Genomic DNA, 22,298 nt, shown 5'->3' on the forward strand with positions numbered 1-22,298 from the left:
AACTTGTGTAATTTTTGCCAATAAACGCTAGTATAGGGAGTGCTTAACCAGGGACACTCTGCTGCAATCTATGCCTAGAGCTACTGTTATTGGATTGGGAAAGTCCGGTGTTGCTGCGGCGAGATTGTTGAAACAGGAAGGTTGGGAGGTAGAGTTGAGCGATTCCGCCAGTGCGGACAGCCTCGCTAAACGCAACACCTCCCAAACCCTCCTAGAACAACAACAAGAACTTGCTGCCGAGCAAATAACCGTTAAACTAGGACAATCCCCAGAATTGAATGGTGTTAATTTACCCCAATTAATAGTCGTTAGTCCTGGCGTGCCTTGGGATATTCCTGTATTAGTTGAAGCACGCCAATTAGGTATTGAAACTATTGGGGAAATAGAACTCGCTTGGCGAAATTTGCAATCGCTACCTTGGGTAGGAATTACTGGTACTAACGGCAAAACTACTACCACAGCTTTAATTGCTGCCATTTTCCAAGCAGCAGAATTAAATGCACCCGCTTGCGGTAATATTGGCTACGCCGCTTGTGAAGTTGCGCTATCTCACGCAGGAAGAGGAGCAGGGGGAGCAAGAGAAACATTTGATAATTCCTCACTTATAACTCCTAACTCTTCACTTGATTGGGTGATTGCGGAAATTAGCAGCTATCAAATAGAATCCTCTGTTTCTCTTGCTCCCCGGATTGGTGTTTGGACGACTTTCACACCGGATCATCTTAGTCGCCATCAGACTTTAGAGAACTATTACAACATCAAAGCTAAGTTATTACGTCAGTCTGAGTTGCAAGTGTTCAATGGCGATGATGCTTACTTGAGCCAGCTAGGTTTAAGTGCTTGGCCTGATGCTTATTGGACAAGTGTTAAAGGAAAAGATTTTCTAATTAGCGAAAAAGGCTTTTATATCGAAGACGGCTGGGTTGTGGAAAAATTGACTGCAACCTCTGCACCAGAACCGATTGTGAAAGTATCTAGTTTGCGAATGGTGGGAGAACATAACCAACAAAATCTGTTGATGGCAGTAGCAACAGCAAGATTAGCGGGAATTAATCGTGATGCGATCGCGCGTGCAATTCGGGAATTTCCTGGCGTTGCCCATCGTTTGGAGCATATCTGCACGTGGGAAGGTGTTGATTTCATTAACGACAGCAAAGCCACCAACTATGATGCTGCTGAAGTTGGTTTAGCGTCTGTTAACAGTCCAGCGATTTTAATTGCTGGTGGAGAAGCCAAAGCAGGTGATGATAGTGGCTGGCTAGCACAAATTCAAACCAAAGCTGCTGCTGTGTTATTAATTGGTTCTGCTGCACCAGCATTTGCCAAACGTCTGCAAGAGGTAGGTTATCATACACACCATATTGTGGAAACTATGGAAAGGGCAATTCCCAAGTCCGCAGAATTAGCCAAGCAATATCAAGCGCGTGTGGTGTTGCTATCTCCGGCTTGCGCGAGTTTCGACCAGTACCCGAATTTTGAGGTGCGGGGCGATCGTTTCCGTCATCTGTGCCTTGCTTGGGCGGAAGGCTGGAAACCTGCCAGAGTAGAACTTCCATTTGACAACTCTATTCAAGAGTCCATAGTACAAAGTCGATAAGCATTGTTTGTCAACAAGTTTGTAGTTAAGGACTTTAGTCCTTATTTTCTCAACACTAAAGTGTTTACTACAAACTCTCAAAACTAACTTGATAAAATACTAGAAGGATTATTTGGTACTAATTTAGTAGTTTTCTATAATTATATTTTGCTGTAATTTGCAACTTCAACCTCATGAGCAATGCTTGTAGGTTTAGGAATAGGTAAATTATCTTCTAACATTCCTTCTATATGAAATTCAATAGCTTCTGCAATCATCTGCTTGACTTCTTCTAAAGTTTCACCCACAGCCACACAACCTGGTAAATCAGGGACATAAGCAGAGTAATTACCTTCAGCCTTTTCAATCACCACTACATACTGCATTGCCGTTCTCCTTATAACTGTGCTTGCCTCCAAATACTACTTAGAGTACCAGGGGCTAAGTCATCAGACATTTTACCTGGGACTGTAACTAAGCCTGGTTTATCAGGATGTTTGAACTGTCGATGACTACCTTTAGTTCTATCAATATACCAACCATCAGCTTCCAGTCTCTTGATTACATCACGTACTTTCATGCTACTACTTATCTGTACAGTTGAAATTTCTGTTACAGATAGAGTGCCTTATTGAGAAAGCAAAGTAAACACTATTATGTCCGTCATTTGGTCGTGGGTTTTAGTATTCCTACCCTACGTCTCAATCAACCAATAGGACGATTTCCAGGATTGACTGCATGAATATATTCACTACCCGATCGCGGTCTTCCTCGTTTATAATAAGCTTCTTCTGGTTTACCCCATCCTAGCTGCAAAATCATTTCCAAAAAGTTAGAATTTTCCCACTTGCACAAACTTGCCCACTCTGTTCTTTGAACAATTCTTTCGATATCAGATGTGACAATTTGTTGGTGTTGTTTACTATTATTAAAACTCAAGTATAAATCCATCCCCACAGTGACTTCACACCAAAATTTTACGATAGAATTCTTAGCAGCTTTTAATATCTCTAAGTCACTAGCGAGGGCAATTAACTCAGTATCTATTTCGGGATAGTGTAAGCTTTTTCCTTTAACTGTCATTTCCCGCCAGATAATACCAGAAACTCGATTTTCTCTTTGATACTCGTGAATTGCAGTTTTGAAATCTTGATAGGCAGTGAACTGTTGCAATCCATCAGTTCTGATAAACTGGTCAATTACAGGATTGCCAGATACTGTTATTTCTAATTTTAGACGTTTTCCTTTGAGGCAAGCTTGGCGTTCAGCTGCCAAAATTTGAATTAGCTCTTGAGTGGTGTAAACTTTAGACATCAGAATACACTTCAGTTAATTATTGGGCATTTGGTATTGATAACGGACTATAGACTATGAATATTTCCTAAAGTGTTAACCCAGATATTTCAATATTATGCTTTGGCATCGGCAGAAATGTAGTAACAGATAGCACTAAAAATTAGGGCAGACCAATTTGGCCTACCCCAAAAGTTATTTAGCTAACTCACTACTGAACTCATTGAAGGCTCGCCGCTTTAGCTGTGCTGTTTCAGTGCGTGGTAATAAATCAAATATTTTGCGAAATTGATCGTCTATCTCTTCAAAAGGTACTTGACCCTTTTTATTCAAAACTACTTCACCTGATTTATTTAACACCACTACTTGCGGAACACTGCCAGTATAGTAATATCCTGGTTCTGTTGGGTCGTAGGTGTCTTTAGGTGGGATATTATCTACACTAATCGGCATAATCTCTGCTACCCGACCATAGAATTCCTGTACCCGTGAAATGGAAATGGCATATCTTTTAGAATCGCTGCTATCATCCAGATAAAAAGCCAAAAATACGGGTTTATGTTCCGCTAAAGTCTGTGCTAGTGTCTGTCTGGGAGGAACTAATGAACCATTGCCTGCATAAACGACAAAGATATTGCCATCATATAAATCATTATTAAGACCAGCAGATGCAGGTTGCATACTTATAATCAAAAGACTTGCAAGCAACAACAGGCATTTGGATAACCATCTTTGCCAGCCAGTAATTTGTTTATGTAAAAAAAGGAACTTTGTACTATTCATCAAAAGGAACCTTGCAAGCTACTACTTGTTGTGATGTGCTTAATTTGGCAACCGGGGCTAGATATGTAATTACGCCCACGCACTATTCTTTAAAATAACGCTTACTGAGATTATCTCTCGCAAGTGACTGGTATCGCTACGCGCAAGTCAAAACAGAGATAAAGTAGCGCAACCGTAAGGCTCAAGAATCCAAAATCGTTTGACTGTGCGAATGCGAATAGCCTCTCAAAGAGAAGTCAAAGTCCAAAATCTAAAATTCAAAATTGCGATCGCTGGCTTTTTCAGCCAGGATTCGCTAAACTCACAAGATTAAATTTGCACTTTTAATTAGCAACCGCCAAAAGACTAGGATACAGATGTGGGAAACAAAATACAATTCATAGATAGACTGCGATTGGGTTTCGCGGTGTCAGTAGCAAAAAGTGTGACGTTTATAGTGCGATCGCTCCGTCTGGGTGCTGCTAGTGTGTTACCAGGCTCGATTGCTCGTCGCATTCAACCCCGACTTTTACAATTATTGAGTCAGCAAGTTAAAAACGGAGTAATTTTAATTGCTGGTACTAACGGCAAAACTACTACAGCACTGCTTTTATGCACGATATTAGAACGCAAGGGTTTTCGCATCGCTCATAATTCTACAGGTGCAAATCTAGAAAATGGCTTGATGACGGCGCTGTTGGAAAGCACCAACTTGGTAGGGACGCTAAATGTTGACTACGCTATTTTGGAAGTTGATGAAAATATTGTACCAAGAGTATTAACTCCACTCCAACCGCGAATCATTCTTTGTTTAAACTTATTCCGCGACCAACTCGATAGGTACGGGGAAGTAGACACAATTAGTAAGCGTTGGACAAAAGTTATTTCTACCCTACCAGCAGAAACGGTGGTAATTCCCAATGCTGATGACCCAACTTTATCTAACCTGGGTCAGCAGTTACCCCAACGGGTGTTATTCTTTGGCTTGAATGAACCAGAACATTATCTAGAAGCAATTCCTCACGCTGTTGATTCTATTTATTGTCCCAGATGTGGACATTCCTTAGATTACAAAGGTGTTTATTTGTCTCATTTGGGAGATTTTACTTGTCCAAAGTGTGGTTTTAGTAAAAGTAAACCGACTCTCGAAAGTAATGAATGGTCGCAAATTCTGGTTGGTTTGTACAACAAATATAATACTTTAGCGGCTGTAACTGCGGCTGTTGAGTTAGGAGTTGATGAAGCAACAATTAGAGATACTATTAATAATTTTCAAGCTGCCTTTGGTCGGGCTGAAGATTTAGTAATTAATGGTAAACGAGTGCGAATATTGTTATCAAAAAATCCTGTGGGAACGAATGAAACCATTCGCGTAGTTACTCAAAGCACAGATAAAACCACACTGCTGGTATTGAACGATCGCACGCCCGATGGCACTGATGTATCCTGGATTTGGGACGTGGATACCGAGAAATTAGTCGAACGCGGTGGGACTTTAGTAGTGAGTGGCGATCGCGTCTACGATATGGCACTACGTCTACGTTACAGCCAAAAGTCCCCTGAGAGTAACTTAAATTTAATAGTCGAAGAAGATTTGCGACAAGCGATCGCTACTGCATTAGAGCATACACCAGAGAATGAAACTTTGCATATTCTACCTACCTACTCAGCCATGTTAGAAGTGCGAGAAGTTCTTACTGGTAGGAAAATTCTTTAACTTGGGTAGTCGGAATTAGAGAAATTTTTCCCATTTCCCAATTTCCATGACTCAATCCAATTACGAATTACGAATTACGAATTACGAATTATGAATATGAATTCTCAAAATTTAGAATTAACAATTGGTTGGTTGTACCCGACGCTGATGAGTACTTATGGCGATCGCGGTAATGTAATTACTATAGAACGTCGCGCTCAATGGCGGGGATACGATGTGAAAGTATTACCCTTAGATCAAAATTCCACAGCCGCAGATATTAAAACTGTCGATGTAATCGTTGGTGGTGGCGCACAAGACCGTCAGCAAGAAATTGTCATGCGTGATTTGCAAGGTGCGAAAGCTGATGCGATGCGCGAAAAAATCGAAAATGGAACACCAGGAGTATTTACTTGTGGTTCACCCCAATTACTAGGACATTATTATGAACCAGGCTTGGGACAACGAATTGATGGTTTGGGAATACTCGATTTAGTTTCTGTGCATCCTGGTGAAAATACTAAACGCTGTATTGGTAACTTGGTAATTGAAGTGACAGCTTCCCGTCTGGCGCGAGATTTAAAAGAGATGACAGGTAGCACACCATATTTAGTAGGCTTTGAAAATCACGGCGGACGCACCAAACTGGGGAAAGTGGAAGCTTTGGGGCGAGTGGTGTACGGTTTGGGAAATAATGGTGAAGATGGGACAGAAGGAGCATTTTATCAGAATGCGATCGCTACTTATTCCCACGGGCCATTGTTACCGAAAAATCCTTTTGTTGCAGATTGGTTAATTCAAACAGCGCTGCGGCTAAAGTATCAGCAGGAAATTACCTTAACACCTTTTGACGACAGCCTCGCTGCACAAGCACGAGAAGCGATGTTTAAGCGATTGAAAGTCACTTTACCAAGTGCTGCTGCGGCGAAAGTTTAACTTCAGTTCGCTGATTAAGCCTCTCTCTCCGTTTTGGGGAGAGGTTTTAAGAGGGGTCAAATTTGATATAAAGCAAGAGGGCAAAGTATGACTCAAGCCTTAACCAAACAAGTAACATTTGATGAATTTATTACTTGGTATCCAGAAAACTCACAACGACGCTATGAACTGCATGATGGGGTAATTGTTGAAATGGCTCCTCCCACAGGTGAACATGAACAAATTGTTGGATTTTTAGTTGGGGAAATAGTTACAGAATACAAACGTTTAAAACTACCTTATTTCATCCCCAAAACAGCATTCATTAAACCGAATCAGAGTGAAGCAGCTTACTCCCCAGATGTAATGTTGTTGAATAACTCTAATTTAGTAAATGAACCTCTGTGGAAAAAAGAATCTACTGTAAGCCAAGCGGCATCAATTCCTTTAGTAATTGAGGTGGTAAGTACCAACTGGCGAGACGACTATTTTATCAAAGCAGGTAAATATGAAGAGGTCGGAATACCTGAATATTGGATTGTAGACTATTTAGGTTTAGGTGGTAGGCGCTTTATTGGCAATCCTAAACAACCAACTATCTCGATTTACCAACTAATTGAAGGTGAGTATCAAGTTAGGCAATTTAGAGGAAGCGATCGCATTCAATCACCAGCGTTTCCAGAATTGAATTTAGCTGCTGAACAGATTTTTAGGGCTGGAGAAGTTGCGTAAAAAACGGCTAAAGAAGTAAAAGAACCATCAAAGACTCATTCACGAGTATTAAAGACTCGTCCGCGAGTATTAAAGACTCATTCACAAGTGTCAAAGACTCGTCCGCGAGTATCAAAGACTCATCAACGAGTATCAAAGACTCATCAACGAGTATCAAAGACTCATTCACGAGTATCAAAGACTCGTTCACGAGTGTCAAAGACTCATCAACGAGTATCAAAGACTCGTTCACGAGTGTCAAAGACTCGTTCACGAGTATCAAAGACTCATTCACAAGCTAATCTGAGCCATTCGTAATGATAAATTATTTTTAGATTCCGTAAAAATCATTAGCGCTCATGTAGTGCTACACAGGATAGTAGATTGCTTTGATATCTTGCAGCATTCTCAATTAGTAGCCGCGATCGCCTGAAACTCGAAGTTCCAGGCTCATAGCTAAAGTCCACTTAATGTGGACTAAAACCCAAGTCTAGAAGGAATTTAGTCTTCTGAAGAGGACTTTCGCTATTAGCCATAGGTTTCTAACCTATGGCGGTTGTTGGGATTATTGCAAAATATTAATAGTTGCAAAATTCTCTAGCAAATCAGGGGCATTACATATAATTTTCGTTGACAGGTGAATCTCAGTATGGCAAACATGCCTCAACGTTTCCTTGAAAAAATTCGAGAAGCGAAAGAGAAACGGCTTAAAAAATTAGATTTAAGCACTGATCGGTTTACTGATGAAAAATTAACAGAGATTCCTGTTGATGTGTTTGAACTGGAATGGTTGGAGGTTTTGAATTTAAATCGCAACCAATTAACGACGCTGCCAGAATCGATCTCCAGTCTGCAACAACTCACTTACCTGGATTTAAGCTACAACCAATTAACGACGCTGCCAGAATCGATCTCCAGTCTGCAACAACTCACTTACCTGGATTTAAGCTACAACCAATTAACGACGCTGCCAGAATCGATCTCCAGTCTGCAACAACTCACCACCCTGTATTTAAGCTTCAACAAATTAACGATGCTGCCAGAATCGATCTCCAGTCTGCAACAACTCACCACCCTGTATTTAAGCTACAACCAATTAACGACGCTGCCAGAAGTGATCGCCAGCTTACAACAACTCACCACCCTGTATTTAAGCTACAACCAATTAACGACGCTACCAGAAGTGATCGCCAGCTTACAACAAGTCACCACCCTGTATGTAAGCTACAACCAATTAACGACGCTACCAGAAGTGATCGCCAGCTTACAACAAGTCACTTACCTGGATTTAAGCTACAACCAATTAACGACGTTGCCAGAAGCGATCACCAGCTTGCAACAACTCACTTACCTGGATTTAAGGGCTAACCAATTAACGACGTTGCCAGAAGCGATCGCCAGCTTGCAACAACTCACTTACTTGGATTTAAGGGCTAACCAATTAACGACGTTGCCAGAAGCGATGGCCAGCTTGCAACAACTCACCAGACTGTTTTTAAGCAGCAACCCCATTGAAAAGCCACCGCTAGAAGTTGTTGCACGAGGTCTTCAGGCAATTAAGGATTATTTCCGACAAATACAAGCAGAAGGTACAGATTATCTGTGTGAAGCAAAGTTACTAATTATCGGCGAAGGAGGCGCAGGGAAGACAACACTGGCAAAGAAAATTAAATACCAAAATTATCAACTCCGAGAGGAAGACTCTACAAAGGGAATTGAGGTGATCCAGTGGGGTTTCCCAATGGAAAATGGGCGAGAATTTCGAGTCAATATTTGGGACTTTGGGGGGCAAGAGATTTACCATGCTACTCACCAATTTTTCCTCACCAAGCGTTCTCTCTATCTTTTAGTAGCAGATACCCGCAAGGAAGACACGGATTTTTATTACTGGTTGAATGTAGTAGAACTGTTGAGCGATAACAGTCCGTTGCTAATCATCAAAAATGAGAAACAAAACCGCCACCGGGAAATTAATGAACTCCAGTTTCGGGGGCAGTTTACTAATTTGAAGGAGACTTTACCAACAAACCTTGCTGACAACAGAGGTTTAGAACAAGTTTTAGAACAAATCAAGCATTACGTTAAAAATCTACCTCATATTGGCAGTCCGCTCCCAAAAACATGGGTTAGAGTCCGGGAAGCTTTGGAGACTGACGCACACAATCACATCAGCTTGGATAAATACCTGAACATCTGCCAACAAAATGGGTTCACCCAAAGAAATGACAAGTTGCAGTTGAGCAGTTATCTGCACGATTTGGGAGTATGCTTGCACTTCCAGGAAGACCCTCTTTTGAACAAGACTGTCATCCTCAAACCCAAGTGGGGAACTGATGCAGTCTACAAAGTGCTGGATAATGAAAAGGTGATTCGCAACCTGGGCAGTTTCACCCGATCTGACTTGGCAAACATCTGGTGTGAAGACGAATACGCCACGATGCATGATGAACTCTTGTGCCTGATGATCAACTTCAAACTGTGCTACGAAATTCCTAGAAGCCAAGGAAAGTATATTGCCCCACAACTACTATCTGCTAATCAACTCCCCTATAACTGGGATGAAACCAACAATCTGATTCTGCGTTACACTTATGAGTTCATGCCCAAAGGCATCATCACCCAATTTATCGTCGCCATCCATGAGTTGATAAATGAACAAAAATGTGTCTGGAAAAGCGGCGTTGTTCTCAGCAAAGACCAGACGAAGACAGAGGTGATTGAATATTACGGCAAGCGAGAGATTAAGATTCGAGTCTCAGGTCGTCACAAAAGAGATTTGATGACCATAGTTACACATGAACTCGATAAAATTCATGATTCGTATAAGCGACTGAAGTACAACAAGTTAATCCCCTGTAATTGCCACACCTGCAAAGATAGCCAAGAGCCACACTTTTACTTTTTTGAGATATTGCGACAGTTTGTAGCCGATAAGCAAGAACGCATTCAATGTCAAAAAAGCTATCAAATGCTTGATGTCTTAAGCTTAATTGATGATGTGATGGACAGAAGGGAGTTACTTCAAGCAGAACAACAGATAAATAGCGATTTTCTACCTAATTCCTCAGAGACAAGAAGGGAAAATGTCGTTGTGACAATTAATAATGTGATTCAGCCATCAAACCAAGAGAATAATTTTATGACAGAACCATCTAAACGAGAAGAAAATCCTCAGCCAGAAGATATAGTTAAACTTCCATTTGCATTTAGAAGTGGAATGTTCTATTTATTTGTATTTGTAGTTGTATTTTGTCTAATTGCATTTTTTGGTGGTTCGTTACCGTTTCATTATCTAGCTTTAGCAATTATTGGTACAGCAATATTCCTCGTCTTAATAGGCGTTCTGCAACTCCGTCAAGATGACCGCCTTTCGGAGAAATCTTTTGTGGATTTGACAAAAATGGTACTGGAACAGTTACCTTTAATTAGCAATATTATTAAGCAGTTTCAAGGCAACAAATAAGAGTTTAGCGAATTAATACGCCGCTTGGTGTTAAAATCCAATTCAGATAAGATCCCCCCGTCTGCGGCAACCCCCATAAAAAGCAGGTAAATAGAGATAATCCTACCAAATCTGACTTAAATCCAAAACAAATCTAGGTAATAACGATTCATCATAAAGTGTCTTAGAATTATCTAATTTCTTAACCGCAATATTAGGACGATAAATAAAAACTTGGCGTTGTTTTCTATCAATTAACCAACCAAGTTGTGTGCCATTATCAATATACTCTTGCATATTGTCTTGCAAAATTCGCAAGTTGTCGCTCTCAGAATGCAATTCAATCACAAACTCAGGACAAATCGGTGCAAATTTTTTTCGCAGTTCCAATGGTATGTCTTCCCAGCGATCGCGTTTTATCCACGCTGCATCGGGCGAGCGCACTGCACCATTAGGCAAAGTAAACCCACCACTGGAACCAAAGCCTACACCTGTACCATCCTGCTTTGTCCAAATACCCAACTGAACAATAATGTCAAAGTTATGCTGATCGGTTTCGGAACCAGTAGGTGGCATAATTATTAATTCTCCCACAGCATTACGTTCGATACGAAAGTCGGGATTTAACTGACAAAACTCGTAAAATTGATCTTCGGTTAATGCGATCGCAGGTTGCAATTGCAAGACCATTGGTATAATTTCTGTAACTACAGGTAAGTTGGTGGTCATAATTGCTGTTTGGCTACTTCACTTGCTTTCACTATAATCTCTTCACGCTCTAGACGCTTTGCGAATGCGTTTACATAAATTGCCCTTACCTAAAAATCTATTTCAACTCAATAATGCCAAAATTTTAGGGATGGTTATGAAACCACCCCTTTACTCTCCTAATATTTATAATTTACTTGCAGCCTTTTAATGGGAAGTTAATTTACTCAGAAATTTTAATCGAACTTTCAATTTGAGAAGTCGCCAATGTTGGTGCAGAGAAAATACGCGAGTACAGACTTGATGGTTGTTGATGAGCAACAATTGGTAGAACTTGACGAGCATGGACGGCTAATTCTATCGCTTTCACATCATAAGTCTGCGTTGCTAATTTGGGATAAAACCCGATTCCGATGATTGGCAGTAGCAAACAAGCGGTGATAAATATTTCGCGGGGTTTGACATCAGATATTACAGCATCCAAGTGCAACTCTTTATTTTGCTCCCCATAGAACACTTGACGCAGCATCGACAGTAAATAAATCGGTGTCAAAATCACCCCAACTGCTGACAGCAACACGACTACAACTTTGAAGCTGGAACTGTAAACATCACTACTGGCGATACCCAGAAACACCATCAACTCACCTGCAAAACCACTCATTCCGGGTAAGGCGAGAGAAGCCATTGAACCAATGGTGAACAGAGCAAAGGTTTTGGGCATTACCTTAGCCATACCGCCCATTTTATCCATCATCAAGGTGTGAGTGCGATCGTAAGTCACGCCAGACAGGAAGAACAAGCTAGCAGCAATCAAACCGTGGGAAACCATCTGTAACACTGCACCACTGATACCCAGCTCTGTGTAAGAGGCAATTCCAATCAGCACAAACCCCATGTGGGCAATTGAAGAGTAAGCCAAGCGGCGTTTGAGATTGGTTTGAGCAAAGGCACAGCAAGCACCATAGACAATGTTAACCACACCCAAAACTGCTAACACTGGGGCAAAAGTCACATGGGCATTGGGCAACATTTCCACATTAAAGCGGATCAGAGCATAACCACCCATTTTTAACAACACACCAGCCAAAATCATTGAACCGGGTGCTGATGCTTCACCGTGGGCATCAGGTAGCCAAGTGTGTAAAGGGAAAATCGGCATTTTCACACCGAAGGCAATCAAGAAACCTGCATAAACCAACAATTCCAAGGTTTTGGGGTATTCTTTCATTCCTAGAGTCGCCATATCGAAAGTTACGGTATCTCCAGAAAATGCTATTGCAAAACCGGCAATCAAGATAAATATTGATGCAGCAGCAGTGTAAAGAATGAATTTGGTAGCGGCATAACGGCGGTTTTGTCCTCCCCAGATGGAAATTAGCAGGTAAACCGGCACTAACTCGATTTCCCACATCAGAAAAAATAACAGCAAATCTTGGGCAACAAATACGCCAAGCTGGGCACTGTACATCGCTAACATCAAACCATAAAATAATCGCGGCTTGGTGTTAACTTTCCAAGCCGCGAATATTGCGAGGGTATTTATTAAGCCTGTCAGAAGCAGCAAGGGCATCGATAAACCATCAACCCCCACAGCCCAATGCAAACCCAACTGCGTTATCCAAGGATAGTTTTCTATAAGTTGGAGTCTTGAACTCTGGAAGTCGTACTCATACCAAAAGGCATAAATCATCAGTGCAAAGTCGGCGATCGCAACTCCCAGACTATACCACCGCACAGTTCTACCTTCCTTGTCTGGAATTAGGGGGATGGCTAAGGTAGCCACCAAGGGTAAGAGGATTATGGCTGTTAGCCAAGGAAATTCAATAGCATTCATCACTTCTGACAATCAATTTGCCTTATCGCTTTCAGTTTAACTATATTAAGTAATCAATACTTTTGTAAACATTCTTTAACTATAAGATATTAAATTTTTGATAAATATAGGAATATATACTCATTAAATGTCAAATTTTCAAGATAAATAAGAATAAATACTTATTAAGTTTTGACGAATCTATTCTAAATGTAAACTTTTGCAACGTCAACAAAAAACGGCAGCTAAAGCCACCGTTACAATACAGTTACATTCCCTGGTTTAGCCCAATTGTCAGGGCTATTTAGTCTACGCGAGCTTGATTGAACGGTCATAATGTTTCGATATTAGGATTTGCAAGCAACATTACCTGCTTTATTGATGACAAAATTACCGTGATTTTACTTTGCAATCTAGATAAAGTTTCTCGACCAGATGCGATCGCTAAGAGAATTGCTGAATACTACTGTCCAGTTCTTACAGAACTTAGTTCTTCAGCCTCCATTAACAAAAAGAGAGTAAAACTAATTACTCCTGACCGAATTATTTTGACTACTGTCTTTTATGGCGATATCTTAGCGGGTTTCAAGTTTCTGGCTTTGTAAAACATTTCTAAACTATCGCGATCGCCTACAAAACGCCAGTGCCAAGGTTCATAACTTACACCTTGAAGATTATCTTTAGGAAAAGACATTTCAAAGCTAAAACGCGCTGCATTTGCTTGCAGCCACCGATAAGCCTTGGTATTATCAAAGTTAATTTGGGTATCAGTTGCTGGTACTGCTCCGTCTCCAACATCCACAGCATAACCTGTGTGATGTTCGCTATGACCAGGAGGAGCGCTGAGGGCAGCTCGTTCTGCTGGCGTTTGATTCCGTTGGGCGCCGACACCAAAAAACAACTGCTCTTGGTCTTTGACTGAGCGAAAGCCAGAAATTGGTACTAAAATTACACCTGAACTCCTAGCTGCTGCTACCATCTCCTCAAACTTTTGGGCAGCAGCTTTTCGCATTCTAATGCCCTTCTTTGCGGAGATGGTTACTAGTTCTGACTCAGGGGCTTCTGGGTATGGAAAATGCCCCAACACAGTATCGCTGGAATTATTAGATGCTGTTGGAGTTGTAGGAGTAGAAGTAGCTGGTAAAAGTTGAGAATTGGCAGTTTTTTTGGGTGCTGTGACGAAAAACAAAAAACTGCCAATTAAAGCCAGCAAGACAAATCCTGCAATTCCCCCAATAAAGATAATTCGGGGTTGCAACCAAATTTTAGGTGCTGCAACAGGGGTATCGCGTACAGCCACTGGAATATCATCGCCAAGGTCATTCGATGAGTTTTGCGGTTTTCCAGAAAACCCTGCCTTATTCAAAGGTAAACTCCTGTTTTTGTGGAATAGCCATAACAGATTTTGCACTGGACAAAAGTAGACGTAACAGGTAGCATTTTACATCTGTGGTTCTGAGGCACAACCTTGACAAACCTTTTAGAACTATACGTCAAGCTGGGGGGATTAGTCCTGGTAGGTTTTATTCTGGGACGCAAACTACCTGTAACAGTTCCTACACGTTTGGGACGGTTTCTTTTTTGGGTGGGAGTACCCATAAGCATAGTATCGTTTTTGCGTCAATCTAGCTTGTCGGGGCAAATTTGGATTGCACCTGCGATCGCTTAAGTAGGTTGGTGTGAATATTTATCGTTGGGATGAGGCAGGAGTCAGAAGGCAGGAGGCAGGAGGGAAGAGGGTTTGAGTCTATTTAATTTTTCTTAACATAGTTTGGTTTTTCCACATCGTTCTACTTACCTAGCCATTTCACTAGGAGCATTTTTAGCTTGGTTAGGGATTAAAGCACAAGCCTATTTTAAAAAGACTGTTCCCCAGCCACCAACTCAGGCTAGCTTGATATTAGCAGCAATGTTGGGTAATACAGGTTATCTTGGTTTTCCGATTACCTTAGCAATGGTAGGCAAAGAATACTTTGCTTGGGCGTTATTTTACGATTTGCTAGGTTCATTTCCAGGAGCTTATGGCTTGGGTGTGTTACTAGCAGCGCGTTTTGGCGGTAGTATCCATAATCATTGGCAGATTGCTAGGCCCATCTTAATTAATCCTGCCCTGTGGGGTTTCGGATTTGGCTTGCTGTTTCGGCAGGTGACAATTCCCACAGTTGTGGAATTCTGCCTGGAGAAATTTGCTTGGAGTAGTGTAGCTTTATCTCTAGTATTAATTGGAATGCGACTGGCACTGCTCAAATCTTGGGGTAGCCTACCACAAGTAGGGATGAGCTTAGGAATCAAAATGCTGCTAGTTCCCTTGATATTGGGTAGCATTTTACCCCTGTTTGGATTAACTAGGGCGATCGCAAAGATAATCGTGCTACAAGCGGCTATGCCTCCAGCTTTCGCCACACTGGTAATTGCTGAGACATTCAATCTCGATCGCGATCTGGCAGTTACCGCCTTAGCTGCTGGGGCGATAGTATTGTTAGTTACTCTCCCAGTTTGGCTGTGGCTATTTTAATTTTGAATAGATTGACGTATGTTAGTTAAACTTCTACAGGATGTTGCCCATAATATGGCAAAGCCTCTGACCAATTAGGACACTTACCCTCTTGCCAATCGAGATTAGCTAATTCCAAAATACTTGTCACCGTTGCTGCTAACCCAGATTGGGCTTGAATCAACTGATAATTAGTGTTCCAATTCGCTAAAGTTTCCTGCCATACTTCTGGTGTCAACACTCTATCTGGCAAACACACTTTTAGTTTAGAATTATCTGGCTCAAACTGATAAATAGCAGCAAAAATTTGACCTCGTTGTGCTGGCATTTCCACAGCAATAGTTTTTGGATTTTGACTTTCGCCTGCTTCTGACCAAGCTACCGCAGCCAAAGTTGAAATCGCAAATACAGGAATATTTAATTGTTGCCCTAATGTACGAGCAGTAACAACACCAATCCGAGTTCCCGTGAAGCCGCCGGGGCCTTTTGCAACTGCAATAAAGGACAAATCTGCCCAAGTTTGCGGTTTGATAAATTCAATTAAATATTGATGCATTAGGCTAGATAAATCACGCCCCAAGTTCCAAACTTTAGAGCGAGTATCGCCTACAAAATTACTAATTCCCAAACCTAATTCTGGTGTGGTGGTATGTAGTGCTAAAGCGTATTTATTTATGGTAAGGTCGGCTTGTTCCGTTAGCAAAATTATTTAAAATATCTATTTTTATCAAGTTAACGTGAATTATTCAAGCATATAATATAGCAGTTCTTAATTAGAATATACTACATATCTTTTCTTCTGCTTTGGACAAAATTTTCAGGATAAAGGTTTTGCTGTTTCAACAAAATCAGAACGCGATGACGCAAGCGTTTGCCGTAGTAGGCGATCGCAAATGTTCGCTTACTGTTCACTCTCTAATAGCGATCGCTTTCCTGCCTACACCATTTGCGATCGTTGAAAGACAAAATCTCATTACAGCAGTTTTCATGTATTTGAAGCACATCTGTCATTAGGGCACAGCAATGCTGTGCCCCTACCGCGTGGTCTATTTACCTGAAAATAGCTGTAAGATACACCAATCATTTTCTATCAAGTGGGCACTAATTCACCAGGACGCAATTTCGACCACTTACCTGTTTCCCGCTTAAAACTCAGACAACCAACAACATCCCATTCCATTTCAATCACATCCTCATTAGTCCGAATGTTGACATTGATAGAAGGTTCATTCGGATCAAAATTTGGTGTTTGAGTCAAGTGAGGCTGTTGGTGCTGCCCTTCTACGGCATGATAGGTAAAACAGCTGTCTACATAGTGGCAGTTCACGCAAATACACATAATAGAACCAACTCCAGGGGCTTTAAGAGTTAATCTAACTTAAGCCCAACTGTTATTCATGAGTTGCTGGGTTGATTTTTATTACAATGCACGAATCAATTCCTTCTACCCTAGCTCCCGAAAATTGGCCTTTCAGCTTGGAATTCTTGCCAGAACCAGCTTACATGGTAGGTGGGGCTGTCCGAGATGCGATTCTTGGCAGAACTCGCGAATATCTGGATCTAGATTTTGTTATACCATCCAAAGCGGTAAAGGTTGCAAGAGCGATCGCTCATCATTACAAAGCTGGTTTTGTGTTACTTGATGCCGAACGACAAATTGCACGCGTGGTTTTTCCCCACGCTACAGCTGACTTTGCCCAACAGGAAGGAGATAGTTTAGAAGTTGATTTGCACAGACGGGACTTTACAGTAAATGCGATCGCTTATAATCCCCATACGCAAGAAATTATCGATCCTCTACAAGGTTATATAGACTTACAACAGGGTATTTTGCGAATGGTATCATCTGCGAACTTAAAAGATGACCCTTTGCGGTTAATGCGAGGTTATCGCCAAGCCGCCCAACTAGGTTTTACTATTGAACCAGCTACCCAAGCTGCAATTCGTTCTTTGGCATCACATCTTGGCAAAGTTGCAGCCGAAAGAGTTAGGGTAGAAATTGGCTATCTACTCAGCAATTCTCAGGGTACTCCTTGGATAACAATGGCTTGGGAAGATGGTTTACTTGCCCCATTTTTCAAAAATGCCACCCGTGAAAGCTTACTCAAATTAGCAGCAGTTGACATAGCTGCCGCCTTGCTCATAGAAAAGTGGCAACAACTAGGGGTACAACTGCAAGGATATATTCGCAGTAGTATTAAAACTACTTGGCTAGGTATTGCCAAACTTGCTTGTCTTGTCAACCCAGATCCAGAATTAGCAGAAATAGAGCTACAGGAACTAACTTATAGTCGTGCAGAAATCCGAAGTGTAACTACTGCTTTGAAACTGTTACCGCAATTTCAAGTAGTTGATATGTCCTTGCGAGAACAATACTTTTTGTTTCATAACGCAGATATTGTATTCCCTGCTACGGCAGTGCTTGCTGTAGCAATTAATAATTTGGTAGAGGCAATATCTGGTGACAAACCACTACACACAGCAGTGGAAACTAAAGCAATGAGCTACCAAGTCTTAGCACCTTTGATCGACCGCTACCTTAACCCTGATGATGCGATCGCTCATCCCACTCCACTAGTAAGCGGGAAGGAGTTGATTATAACATTAGATATTCCAGCTTCGCCAATCATTGGTCAACTGTTAACAGAAATTGCCGTAGCACAAGCTGAGGGAAAAGTTTCAACACCAACAGAGGCGATCGCTTATGCACGTCAGTTAATTGATGGTTAAATATACTTAATTAATTTGTGGGAATCTAACAAAAGCAATATCTAAGTAATTTTAGCACTCCTAGCTAAAGCTGGTAAATCTGCAACTTCAAGTACTTTAAATATCCCCTACTTACCATAAAATACCGATCTTTATAGTCAATCCAGGCAATTACATACATCACTTATGGTAATATTTGCTTGATGTTATGACTGCTTTGCTATATTATTTTCTAAAATTTAACGCCGATGCATAACCAAATGAACTGTACACTAACCTATTCATTTTTATGCCTGAGTTGGCCGTTTGTACATTGAATTAAACACATACTAGAAACAAAGACTTTTGGGTTTTCCTGATGGATAGAGTTTTGATGCCTAGCTTTTCTCGGACAGGACTAACTGCTTATGAATGGACAGCCTTTAATTTTGGTTTTATAACAGAGTTTACATGATTTAGAGCTACTTAATTCTCATTTATGAATATTAAATTTTTCATGTATTTGTACCAAGCAAGGGGTGAGGGCTGTGATGTTGGCACAAACTCATCAACCAGATTTAATCCTGCTAGATATGAAGCTATCTAATTTGAGTGCGAACCAAGTCATCGACGATCTCAAACATGACTCAAAAACTGCTACCATCCCAATCATTGCAGTCACACCTCTAACAACGTTACAAGATGATTGTTCCACGATGCTCATAGCAGATGATTGCATTACTCAACCCTATGATTTTAATCAACTAGAAATAGTAATCAGTCGCCACATCAGTCAGCTAAATTCCTAACATTTATCTTGGGAATAAATTCGGGATTACGAACTTCAGATAATTCTTTCAGAATTACAACAATCCCAGAACGACCTGTTGTTGTATTTGTGTTTGTCATCAGGTAGAGAACAGGTTGACCAATAATTTCCTCAATCAAATTTTTTAAATCTGGTTTAATTATTTTATCTAAATATAATCGTACTTGTTCGGCTAAAGTAGCATAACCTCCTTTTAGTAGAGTTTGTTCAGCTTGGGTAACAGAGTTTTCTATAGAAATTACGATTTCAGTATCAAAAAAATGACAAATGATTTGGCTAGGAGACTTTCCTAGTTTATCATTATATAAATTTTTAAGTCGCTGTGATATTTCTATTTCTAATTGTCCTATAGTCTGTTGTATCATCACTACTACTATGTAATATTTATTTCTTATAATCAGAAGAAAAATTGGAATATCTAACATTATAGTAGATGATTATAGAATAGCTGAGAAAATTAATTACTATTTTATATAAAGTTCCTGTATCAATGTGATGTATTTAGTATATATTTATTTAAGGATCTTTCCAAATTTGATGAAGTAAAATTTATTAACTCACAATTTGTATAGTATTAGGTTAATAACTGGATTTGATCGTCATTTGCTCATGGCTAATCAGCTTATGCGTAGCCCACCGTAACTATCTTTCGTAATCCAATACTTAATTAGTCATGTTTAACCAAATAGTCATCAATGACATGTGCATATAATACCACATCATAATGTAATGTAAATTACAAAAATTTATATACCTTTCGGTGCAGCTAGTAAGCAGATAAATATAAATTCTAATAAAGACTATGTTAGTCATTAAGATAATTTGTGAAAAACCAATACAACATATTTCGCATTAATTCTTAGAAGCCCATATCTTCCACTCTGGGTAACACATTTTTTACGAACAAAGCAACTGTTATTCTGCAATCTCAATCAAAGCGCTTAGTAATTCCTAGTAAACACCGAACTGCCTCAACTGCGGCTTTGGTGATAACCAAATTACCTTTGTCTGTTGCATCTTGCAGTTCTGGCATATTAATGTTGCCAAAGAAATCTATTAGCTACCTCTAATCAGTTTTTATTTTTATGACTTTAAATATCTAGTGTGGTATTAGTCGTATTGTTGAAGACAATAAATTACACAATAATTTCATAATTAGCGATTATTCATGGCTAATTTAAAGATGACTTTAAAAATGATTTAATCGATATGTTTTGTGAGAAAGTTAATACAAAGGTATATTCACTGATCTCAAATTCATGGATTCTTTATTTATCAATTCCTTACTTGAAGAGTTGAAAAACCCAGATCCCACAGTGCGTGACAACGCAACCAGAAAAATCTGGCGTATCTGGTTTCAGCAAAAGGGAATCTATGGGCTGGAAATAATTGACCGTAGTCAAAAATTACTGGATGCAGGTGAAATTGCTGAAGCTGAAATAGCGCTGACGGCATTAATTAAAGACCAGCCAGATTTTGCCGAAGCTTGGAATCGTCGAGCTTTTCTCTATTACAGTATTAGCGATTATCAAAAATCTCTGGCAGATTGTCAGATGGTTGTACAGATAAATCCAATACATTTTGGGGCGCTTCATGGTATGGGCTTATGTTATGCAGCAATAGGAGAGTATGGTCAAGCTATCCAAGCTTTTCAACGTGCTTTAGAAATTCAGCCCTATTCGCTAGTGAATCAAAAGTTAATTCTAGAATGTACATTTAGATTTAGCTATAACGGCAGATAGGAGAGAGCATCATACTGTTTTATGAATCCGTTATCATCCTCATCAGCAACAATTCATCGCTATAGTCACCATAGTTTTATTCTATACGCTTCTATTTAAATTAATAGCAGCGCTATTGCTGCTTGTATTAACAGCAACCAACCGTAAATTCATAATTTTCAGTTGAATAAAGCTAACTTTAGTACGAAATAGATAGTACAAGCAGAACACGGTGGATTTTAATAAGCGATGTCTACGATGGACTGCGCCTACATCACTGGTATTTACAACTATAGTTTAAATGTAAATATCAAGGAGGAGTGGTCTCTAAGTTCTCAGTAGTACTCAATTGTTGATGGGGATACGGTAGATTTCTTTATGATTTATGGCATCGATGTCATGAATGCCATAGCTACAGTTACAATAATTTTCAATAAAGACCCTTAGTGTCTAATTGCACATCCCAACTCAGCAATTAAAATTCTTGCCGATCTTAAAGACAAACCAATTTATGTATCTGCTTCTTATCTTGATTTACCAACCAACACAATAGTTTTTTAACGTAGTATGGTCTATTAATAAACCCACTGTTTCCAGTGAGTTTATTAATAGACCCGTCCAAAATATCTAGGCACAAAAAAGTGCTAGAAGCATATTCCACTGACAATCTAGTTTTCAGATGGTAGCAGATAGCGTTGCATACTTCTGGCATATCAGTTGTTCGGGGATATCCACTGTATTTAGTGGGTGAAATTAAAGGAGCTAAAATTGCCCATTCTGAGTCACTAAGATAGAATCAGGACTTACGCATAGATAAGGGAAAATCGAACCACAGAGCACACAGAGAAGCCAGTGCGCCCTTGCGGTTAAGAGACTTGTGTAGCGTCTCCCCTTCTCCCAAAGGGAGAGGCAACTGGCGCGGCACGGAGGAGTATAAGTTTCAGAGAGTTTTTGCGTAAGTCCTAAGAGGATGTCTGAGAAGTATTAAATATTTCGTCCGATCCCCCCTAGCCCCCCTTGAAAAGGGGGGAAAACTTCTAAAAGTCCCCCTTTTTAAGGGGGATTTAGAGGGATATACAAGTCTCGAATACAACACTAAAAAGTTTTCAGACATCCTCTAAGAATAAGACTTTCGTCTCATTGTTTCTACCTAAATATACTGATAAATAGTATTTGGTCGTTACCTTTTTATCTGAAGGCTCTTCTTTAGATTTATACCAATTCTCTAAAATAAAACCATAGATGTAAGCCGGGAAAACCTTACTGCATCTAAATTTATCAATTGCAAATTGCGAATTGCTATTACTTTATAAATAGCCTCTAAGACATAAAAAGCCCCGACTAAATTAGCCGAGGTAAAGTCGAGAAGTGAGATTAACGATGAGATACAGCGATACCGAAATCGAAAAATCTTAGCTAACGCTAAAACCAACCAAAGCTAAAGCGGTGACAATTAAAGTTGCAAAAAGGCCCTGTAAAATGTATTTACGTTGTTCCCAAATTGCTGGGTACTCAGCGCAGTACACCTTGGGTTCTGCTGCGTAGTTGTTGAGAATGCCGTCTTCATTAGTGGTAGTGTACATAGTTTTTTCTCTTTTTTGTTTATTTATGTAACTAAATATAACAATTTTGTTACAAACTGTCTAT

At 40.1% G+C, this 22,298-nt stretch carries 22 protein-coding genes and 2 pseudogenes; 12 read left to right on the forward strand and 12 right to left on the reverse strand.

Annotation, left to right across the window (positions count from 1 at the left end; all coding sequences use genetic code 11):
* Window positions 1-70: 70 nt before the first annotated feature.
* Window positions 71-1,597 (forward strand): UDP-N-acetylmuramoyl-L-alanine--D-glutamate ligase, encoded by a 1,527-nt coding sequence (gene murD, locus V7K79_RS10705; RefSeq protein WP_335047366.1) that lies wholly within the window; start codon window positions 71-73, stop codon window positions 1,595-1,597.
* Window positions 1,598-1,737: 140 nt separating this feature from the next.
* On the opposite strand, the gene V7K79_RS10710 is transcribed toward murD, so the two are convergent.
* The 4 genes from V7K79_RS10710 to V7K79_RS10725 form a co-directional block, all read right to left on the reverse strand.
* A complete protein-coding gene (locus V7K79_RS10710) occupies window positions 1,738-1,962 on the reverse strand; it encodes a type II toxin-antitoxin system HicB family antitoxin (RefSeq protein ID WP_335047367.1) in 225 nt (74 codons plus the stop codon).
* Between the two features lie 11 nt (window positions 1,963-1,973).
* Window positions 1,974-2,156, reverse strand: coding sequence for a type II toxin-antitoxin system HicA family toxin (locus V7K79_RS10715; RefSeq protein ID WP_335047369.1), 183 nt, complete (start codon window positions 2,154-2,156; stop codon window positions 1,974-1,976).
* A gap of 125 nt (window positions 2,157-2,281) precedes the next feature.
* Window positions 2,282-2,890 (reverse strand): hypothetical protein, encoded by a 609-nt coding sequence (locus tag V7K79_RS10720; RefSeq protein WP_335047371.1) that lies wholly within the window; start codon window positions 2,888-2,890, stop codon window positions 2,282-2,284.
* A 174-nt stretch (window positions 2,891-3,064) separates the two neighbouring features.
* The gene (locus V7K79_RS10725; RefSeq protein ID WP_335047373.1) at window positions 3,065-3,652 is read right to left on the reverse strand and encodes a thylakoid membrane photosystem I accumulation factor; all 588 of its coding nucleotides are present in this window, start codon (window positions 3,650-3,652) and stop codon (window positions 3,065-3,067) included.
* A 358-nt stretch (window positions 3,653-4,010) separates the two neighbouring features.
* Here V7K79_RS10725 and V7K79_RS10730 point away from each other — a divergent pair, with 358 nt between their 5' ends.
* From V7K79_RS10730 to V7K79_RS10745, 4 genes are all read left to right on the forward strand, one after another.
* On the forward strand, window positions 4,011-5,348 hold the full coding sequence (locus V7K79_RS10730; RefSeq protein ID WP_335047375.1) for a Mur ligase family protein: 1,338 nt from the start codon (window positions 4,011-4,013) through the stop codon (window positions 5,346-5,348).
* Between the two features lie 96 nt (window positions 5,349-5,444).
* Window positions 5,445-6,263: a type 1 glutamine amidotransferase gene (locus V7K79_RS10735; RefSeq protein ID WP_335047580.1), complete on the forward strand. Its 819-nt coding sequence runs from the start codon at window positions 5,445-5,447 to the stop codon at window positions 6,261-6,263.
* 87 nt (window positions 6,264-6,350) lie between these two features.
* A complete protein-coding gene (locus V7K79_RS10740; protein WP_335047378.1) occupies window positions 6,351-6,974 on the forward strand; it encodes a Uma2 family endonuclease in 624 nt (207 codons plus the stop codon).
* Window positions 6,975-7,602: 628 nt separating this feature from the next.
* Window positions 7,603-10,416, forward strand: a complete 2,814-nt coding sequence (locus V7K79_RS10745; protein WP_335047381.1) for a COR domain-containing protein — start codon at window positions 7,603-7,605, stop codon at window positions 10,414-10,416.
* A gap of 102 nt (window positions 10,417-10,518) precedes the next feature.
* Here V7K79_RS10745 and V7K79_RS10750 read toward each other — a convergent pair whose 3' ends face one another.
* Both V7K79_RS10750 and V7K79_RS10755 read right to left on the reverse strand, forming a co-directional pair.
* Window positions 10,519-11,124, reverse strand: a complete 606-nt coding sequence (locus V7K79_RS10750) for a Uma2 family endonuclease (protein ID WP_335047384.1) — start codon at window positions 11,122-11,124, stop codon at window positions 10,519-10,521.
* Between the two features lie 202 nt (window positions 11,125-11,326).
* A complete protein-coding gene (locus V7K79_RS10755) occupies window positions 11,327-12,940 on the reverse strand; it encodes an NAD(P)H-quinone oxidoreductase subunit 4 (protein ID WP_335047386.1) in 1,614 nt (537 codons plus the stop codon).
* Between the two features lie 374 nt (window positions 12,941-13,314).
* Between V7K79_RS10755 and V7K79_RS10760 the strand changes: the two genes are divergently transcribed.
* Window positions 13,315-13,524: a hypothetical protein gene (locus V7K79_RS10760; protein WP_335047388.1), complete on the forward strand. Its 210-nt coding sequence runs from the start codon at window positions 13,315-13,317 to the stop codon at window positions 13,522-13,524.
* Here the strand turns inward: V7K79_RS10760 and V7K79_RS10765 are convergent.
* The gene (locus V7K79_RS10765; protein ID WP_335047390.1) at window positions 13,482-14,285 is read right to left on the reverse strand and encodes a M15 family metallopeptidase; all 804 of its coding nucleotides are present in this window, start codon (window positions 14,283-14,285) and stop codon (window positions 13,482-13,484) included. The genes V7K79_RS10760 and V7K79_RS10765 overlap by 43 nt on opposite strands.
* Before the next feature lie 102 nt (window positions 14,286-14,387).
* Between V7K79_RS10765 and V7K79_RS10770 the strand changes: the two are divergent.
* Together V7K79_RS10770 and V7K79_RS10775 are read left to right on the forward strand one after the other, a co-directional pair.
* A pseudogene (locus tag V7K79_RS10770) lies at window positions 14,388-14,585 on the forward strand (AEC family transporter); the annotation flags it as partial.
* A 105-nt stretch (window positions 14,586-14,690) separates the two neighbouring features.
* Window positions 14,691-15,434 (forward strand): AEC family transporter, encoded by a 744-nt coding sequence (locus V7K79_RS10775; RefSeq protein ID WP_335047392.1) that lies wholly within the window; start codon window positions 14,691-14,693, stop codon window positions 15,432-15,434.
* Between the two features lie 25 nt (window positions 15,435-15,459).
* Here the strand turns inward: V7K79_RS10775 and tsaB are convergent, their stop codons facing one another.
* Entirely contained in the window at window positions 15,460-16,116 is a 657-nt protein-coding gene (gene tsaB, locus V7K79_RS10780; RefSeq protein ID WP_335047394.1) for a tRNA (adenosine(37)-N6)-threonylcarbamoyltransferase complex dimerization subunit type 1 TsaB, read from the reverse strand.
* Window positions 16,117-16,244: 128 nt separating this feature from the next.
* Here tsaB and V7K79_RS10785 point away from each other — a divergent pair, with 128 nt between their 5' ends.
* Window positions 16,245-16,427 (forward strand): hypothetical protein, encoded by a 183-nt coding sequence (locus V7K79_RS10785; RefSeq protein ID WP_335047395.1) that lies wholly within the window; start codon window positions 16,245-16,247, stop codon window positions 16,425-16,427.
* Window positions 16,428-16,503: 76 nt separating this feature from the next.
* Here V7K79_RS10785 and V7K79_RS10790 read toward each other — a convergent pair whose 3' ends face one another.
* Window positions 16,504-16,752, reverse strand: a complete 249-nt coding sequence (locus V7K79_RS10790; protein WP_335047398.1) for a Ycf34 family protein — start codon at window positions 16,750-16,752, stop codon at window positions 16,504-16,506.
* A gap of 86 nt (window positions 16,753-16,838) precedes the next feature.
* On the opposite strand from V7K79_RS10790, the gene V7K79_RS10795 reads away from it, so the two are divergent.
* Together V7K79_RS10795 and V7K79_RS10800 are read left to right on the forward strand one after the other, a co-directional pair.
* On the forward strand, window positions 16,839-18,143 hold the full coding sequence (locus V7K79_RS10795) for a CCA tRNA nucleotidyltransferase (protein ID WP_335047400.1): 1,305 nt from the start codon (window positions 16,839-16,841) through the stop codon (window positions 18,141-18,143).
* 497 nt (window positions 18,144-18,640) lie between these two features.
* Window positions 18,641-18,910, forward strand: coding sequence for a response regulator (locus tag V7K79_RS10800; RefSeq protein WP_335047402.1), 270 nt, complete (start codon window positions 18,641-18,643; stop codon window positions 18,908-18,910).
* On the opposite strand, the gene V7K79_RS10805 is transcribed toward V7K79_RS10800, so the two are convergent.
* A complete protein-coding gene (locus tag V7K79_RS10805; RefSeq protein WP_335047404.1) occupies window positions 18,891-19,355 on the reverse strand; it encodes a DUF2294 domain-containing protein in 465 nt (154 codons plus the stop codon). The two genes, V7K79_RS10800 and V7K79_RS10805, sit on opposite strands and share 20 nt — an antisense overlap.
* An 834-nt stretch (window positions 19,356-20,189) precedes the next feature.
* Between V7K79_RS10805 and V7K79_RS10810 the strand changes: the two genes are divergently transcribed.
* Window positions 20,190-20,672, forward strand: a complete 483-nt coding sequence (locus V7K79_RS10810) for a tetratricopeptide repeat protein (RefSeq protein WP_335047406.1) — start codon at window positions 20,190-20,192, stop codon at window positions 20,670-20,672.
* Between the two features lie 627 nt (window positions 20,673-21,299).
* Here the strand turns inward: V7K79_RS10810 and V7K79_RS10815 are convergent.
* Both V7K79_RS10815 and psb34 read right to left on the reverse strand, forming a co-directional pair.
* Window positions 21,300-21,420: pseudogene (locus V7K79_RS10815) on the reverse strand (IS5/IS1182 family transposase); the annotation flags it as partial.
* A 643-nt stretch (window positions 21,421-22,063) separates the two neighbouring features.
* Complete coding sequence (psb34, locus tag V7K79_RS10820) at window positions 22,064-22,234, reverse strand: photosystem II assembly protein Psb34 (protein ID WP_335047408.1); 171 nt, start codon at window positions 22,232-22,234, stop codon at window positions 22,064-22,066.
* Window positions 22,235-22,298 lie beyond the last annotated feature (64 nt).

Source organism: Nostoc sp., from assembly GCF_036917575.1.
Lineage (GTDB): Bacteria > Cyanobacteriota > Cyanobacteriia > Cyanobacteriales > Nostocaceae > Nostoc.

What these genes read in the sequence shown, in the direction of transcription:
- V7K79_RS10805 (WP_335047404.1), bottom strand. Translation starts at nt 19,355, where the DNA reads ATGTTAGATATTCCAATTTTTCTTCTGATTATAAGAAATAAATATTAC.
- V7K79_RS10755 (WP_335047386.1), bottom strand. Translation starts at nt 12,940, where the DNA reads ATGAATGCTATTGAATTTCCTTGGCTAACAGCCATAATCCTCTTACCC.
- V7K79_RS10790 (WP_335047398.1), bottom strand. Translation starts at nt 16,752, where the DNA reads ATGTGTATTTGCGTGAACTGCCACTATGTAGACAGCTGTTTTACCTAT.
- V7K79_RS10810 (WP_335047406.1), top strand. Translation starts at nt 20,190, where the DNA reads ATGGATTCTTTATTTATCAATTCCTTACTTGAAGAGTTGAAAAACCCA.
- V7K79_RS10740 (WP_335047378.1), top strand. Translation starts at nt 6,351, where the DNA reads ATGACTCAAGCCTTAACCAAACAAGTAACATTTGATGAATTTATTACT.
- V7K79_RS10720 (WP_335047371.1), bottom strand. Translation starts at nt 2,890, where the DNA reads ATGTCTAAAGTTTACACCACTCAAGAGCTAATTCAAATTTTGGCAGCT.
- V7K79_RS10745 (WP_335047381.1), top strand. Translation starts at nt 7,603, where the DNA reads ATGGCAAACATGCCTCAACGTTTCCTTGAAAAAATTCGAGAAGCGAAA.
- V7K79_RS10715 (WP_335047369.1), bottom strand. Translation starts at nt 2,156, where the DNA reads ATGAAAGTACGTGATGTAATCAAGAGACTGGAAGCTGATGGTTGGTAT.
- V7K79_RS10795 (WP_335047400.1), top strand. Translation starts at nt 16,839, where the DNA reads ATGCACGAATCAATTCCTTCTACCCTAGCTCCCGAAAATTGGCCTTTC.
- V7K79_RS10710 (WP_335047367.1), bottom strand. Translation starts at nt 1,962, where the DNA reads ATGCAGTATGTAGTGGTGATTGAAAAGGCTGAAGGTAATTACTCTGCT.
- V7K79_RS10735 (WP_335047580.1), top strand. Translation starts at nt 5,445, where the DNA reads ATGAATTCTCAAAATTTAGAATTAACAATTGGTTGGTTGTACCCGACG.
- V7K79_RS10750 (WP_335047384.1), bottom strand. Translation starts at nt 11,124, where the DNA reads ATGACCACCAACTTACCTGTAGTTACAGAAATTATACCAATGGTCTTG.
- murD (WP_335047366.1), top strand. Translation starts at nt 71, where the DNA reads ATGCCTAGAGCTACTGTTATTGGATTGGGAAAGTCCGGTGTTGCTGCG.
- V7K79_RS10725 (WP_335047373.1), bottom strand. Translation starts at nt 3,652, where the DNA reads ATGAATAGTACAAAGTTCCTTTTTTTACATAAACAAATTACTGGCTGG.
- psb34 (WP_335047408.1), bottom strand. Translation starts at nt 22,234, where the DNA reads ATGTACACTACCACTAATGAAGACGGCATTCTCAACAACTACGCAGCA.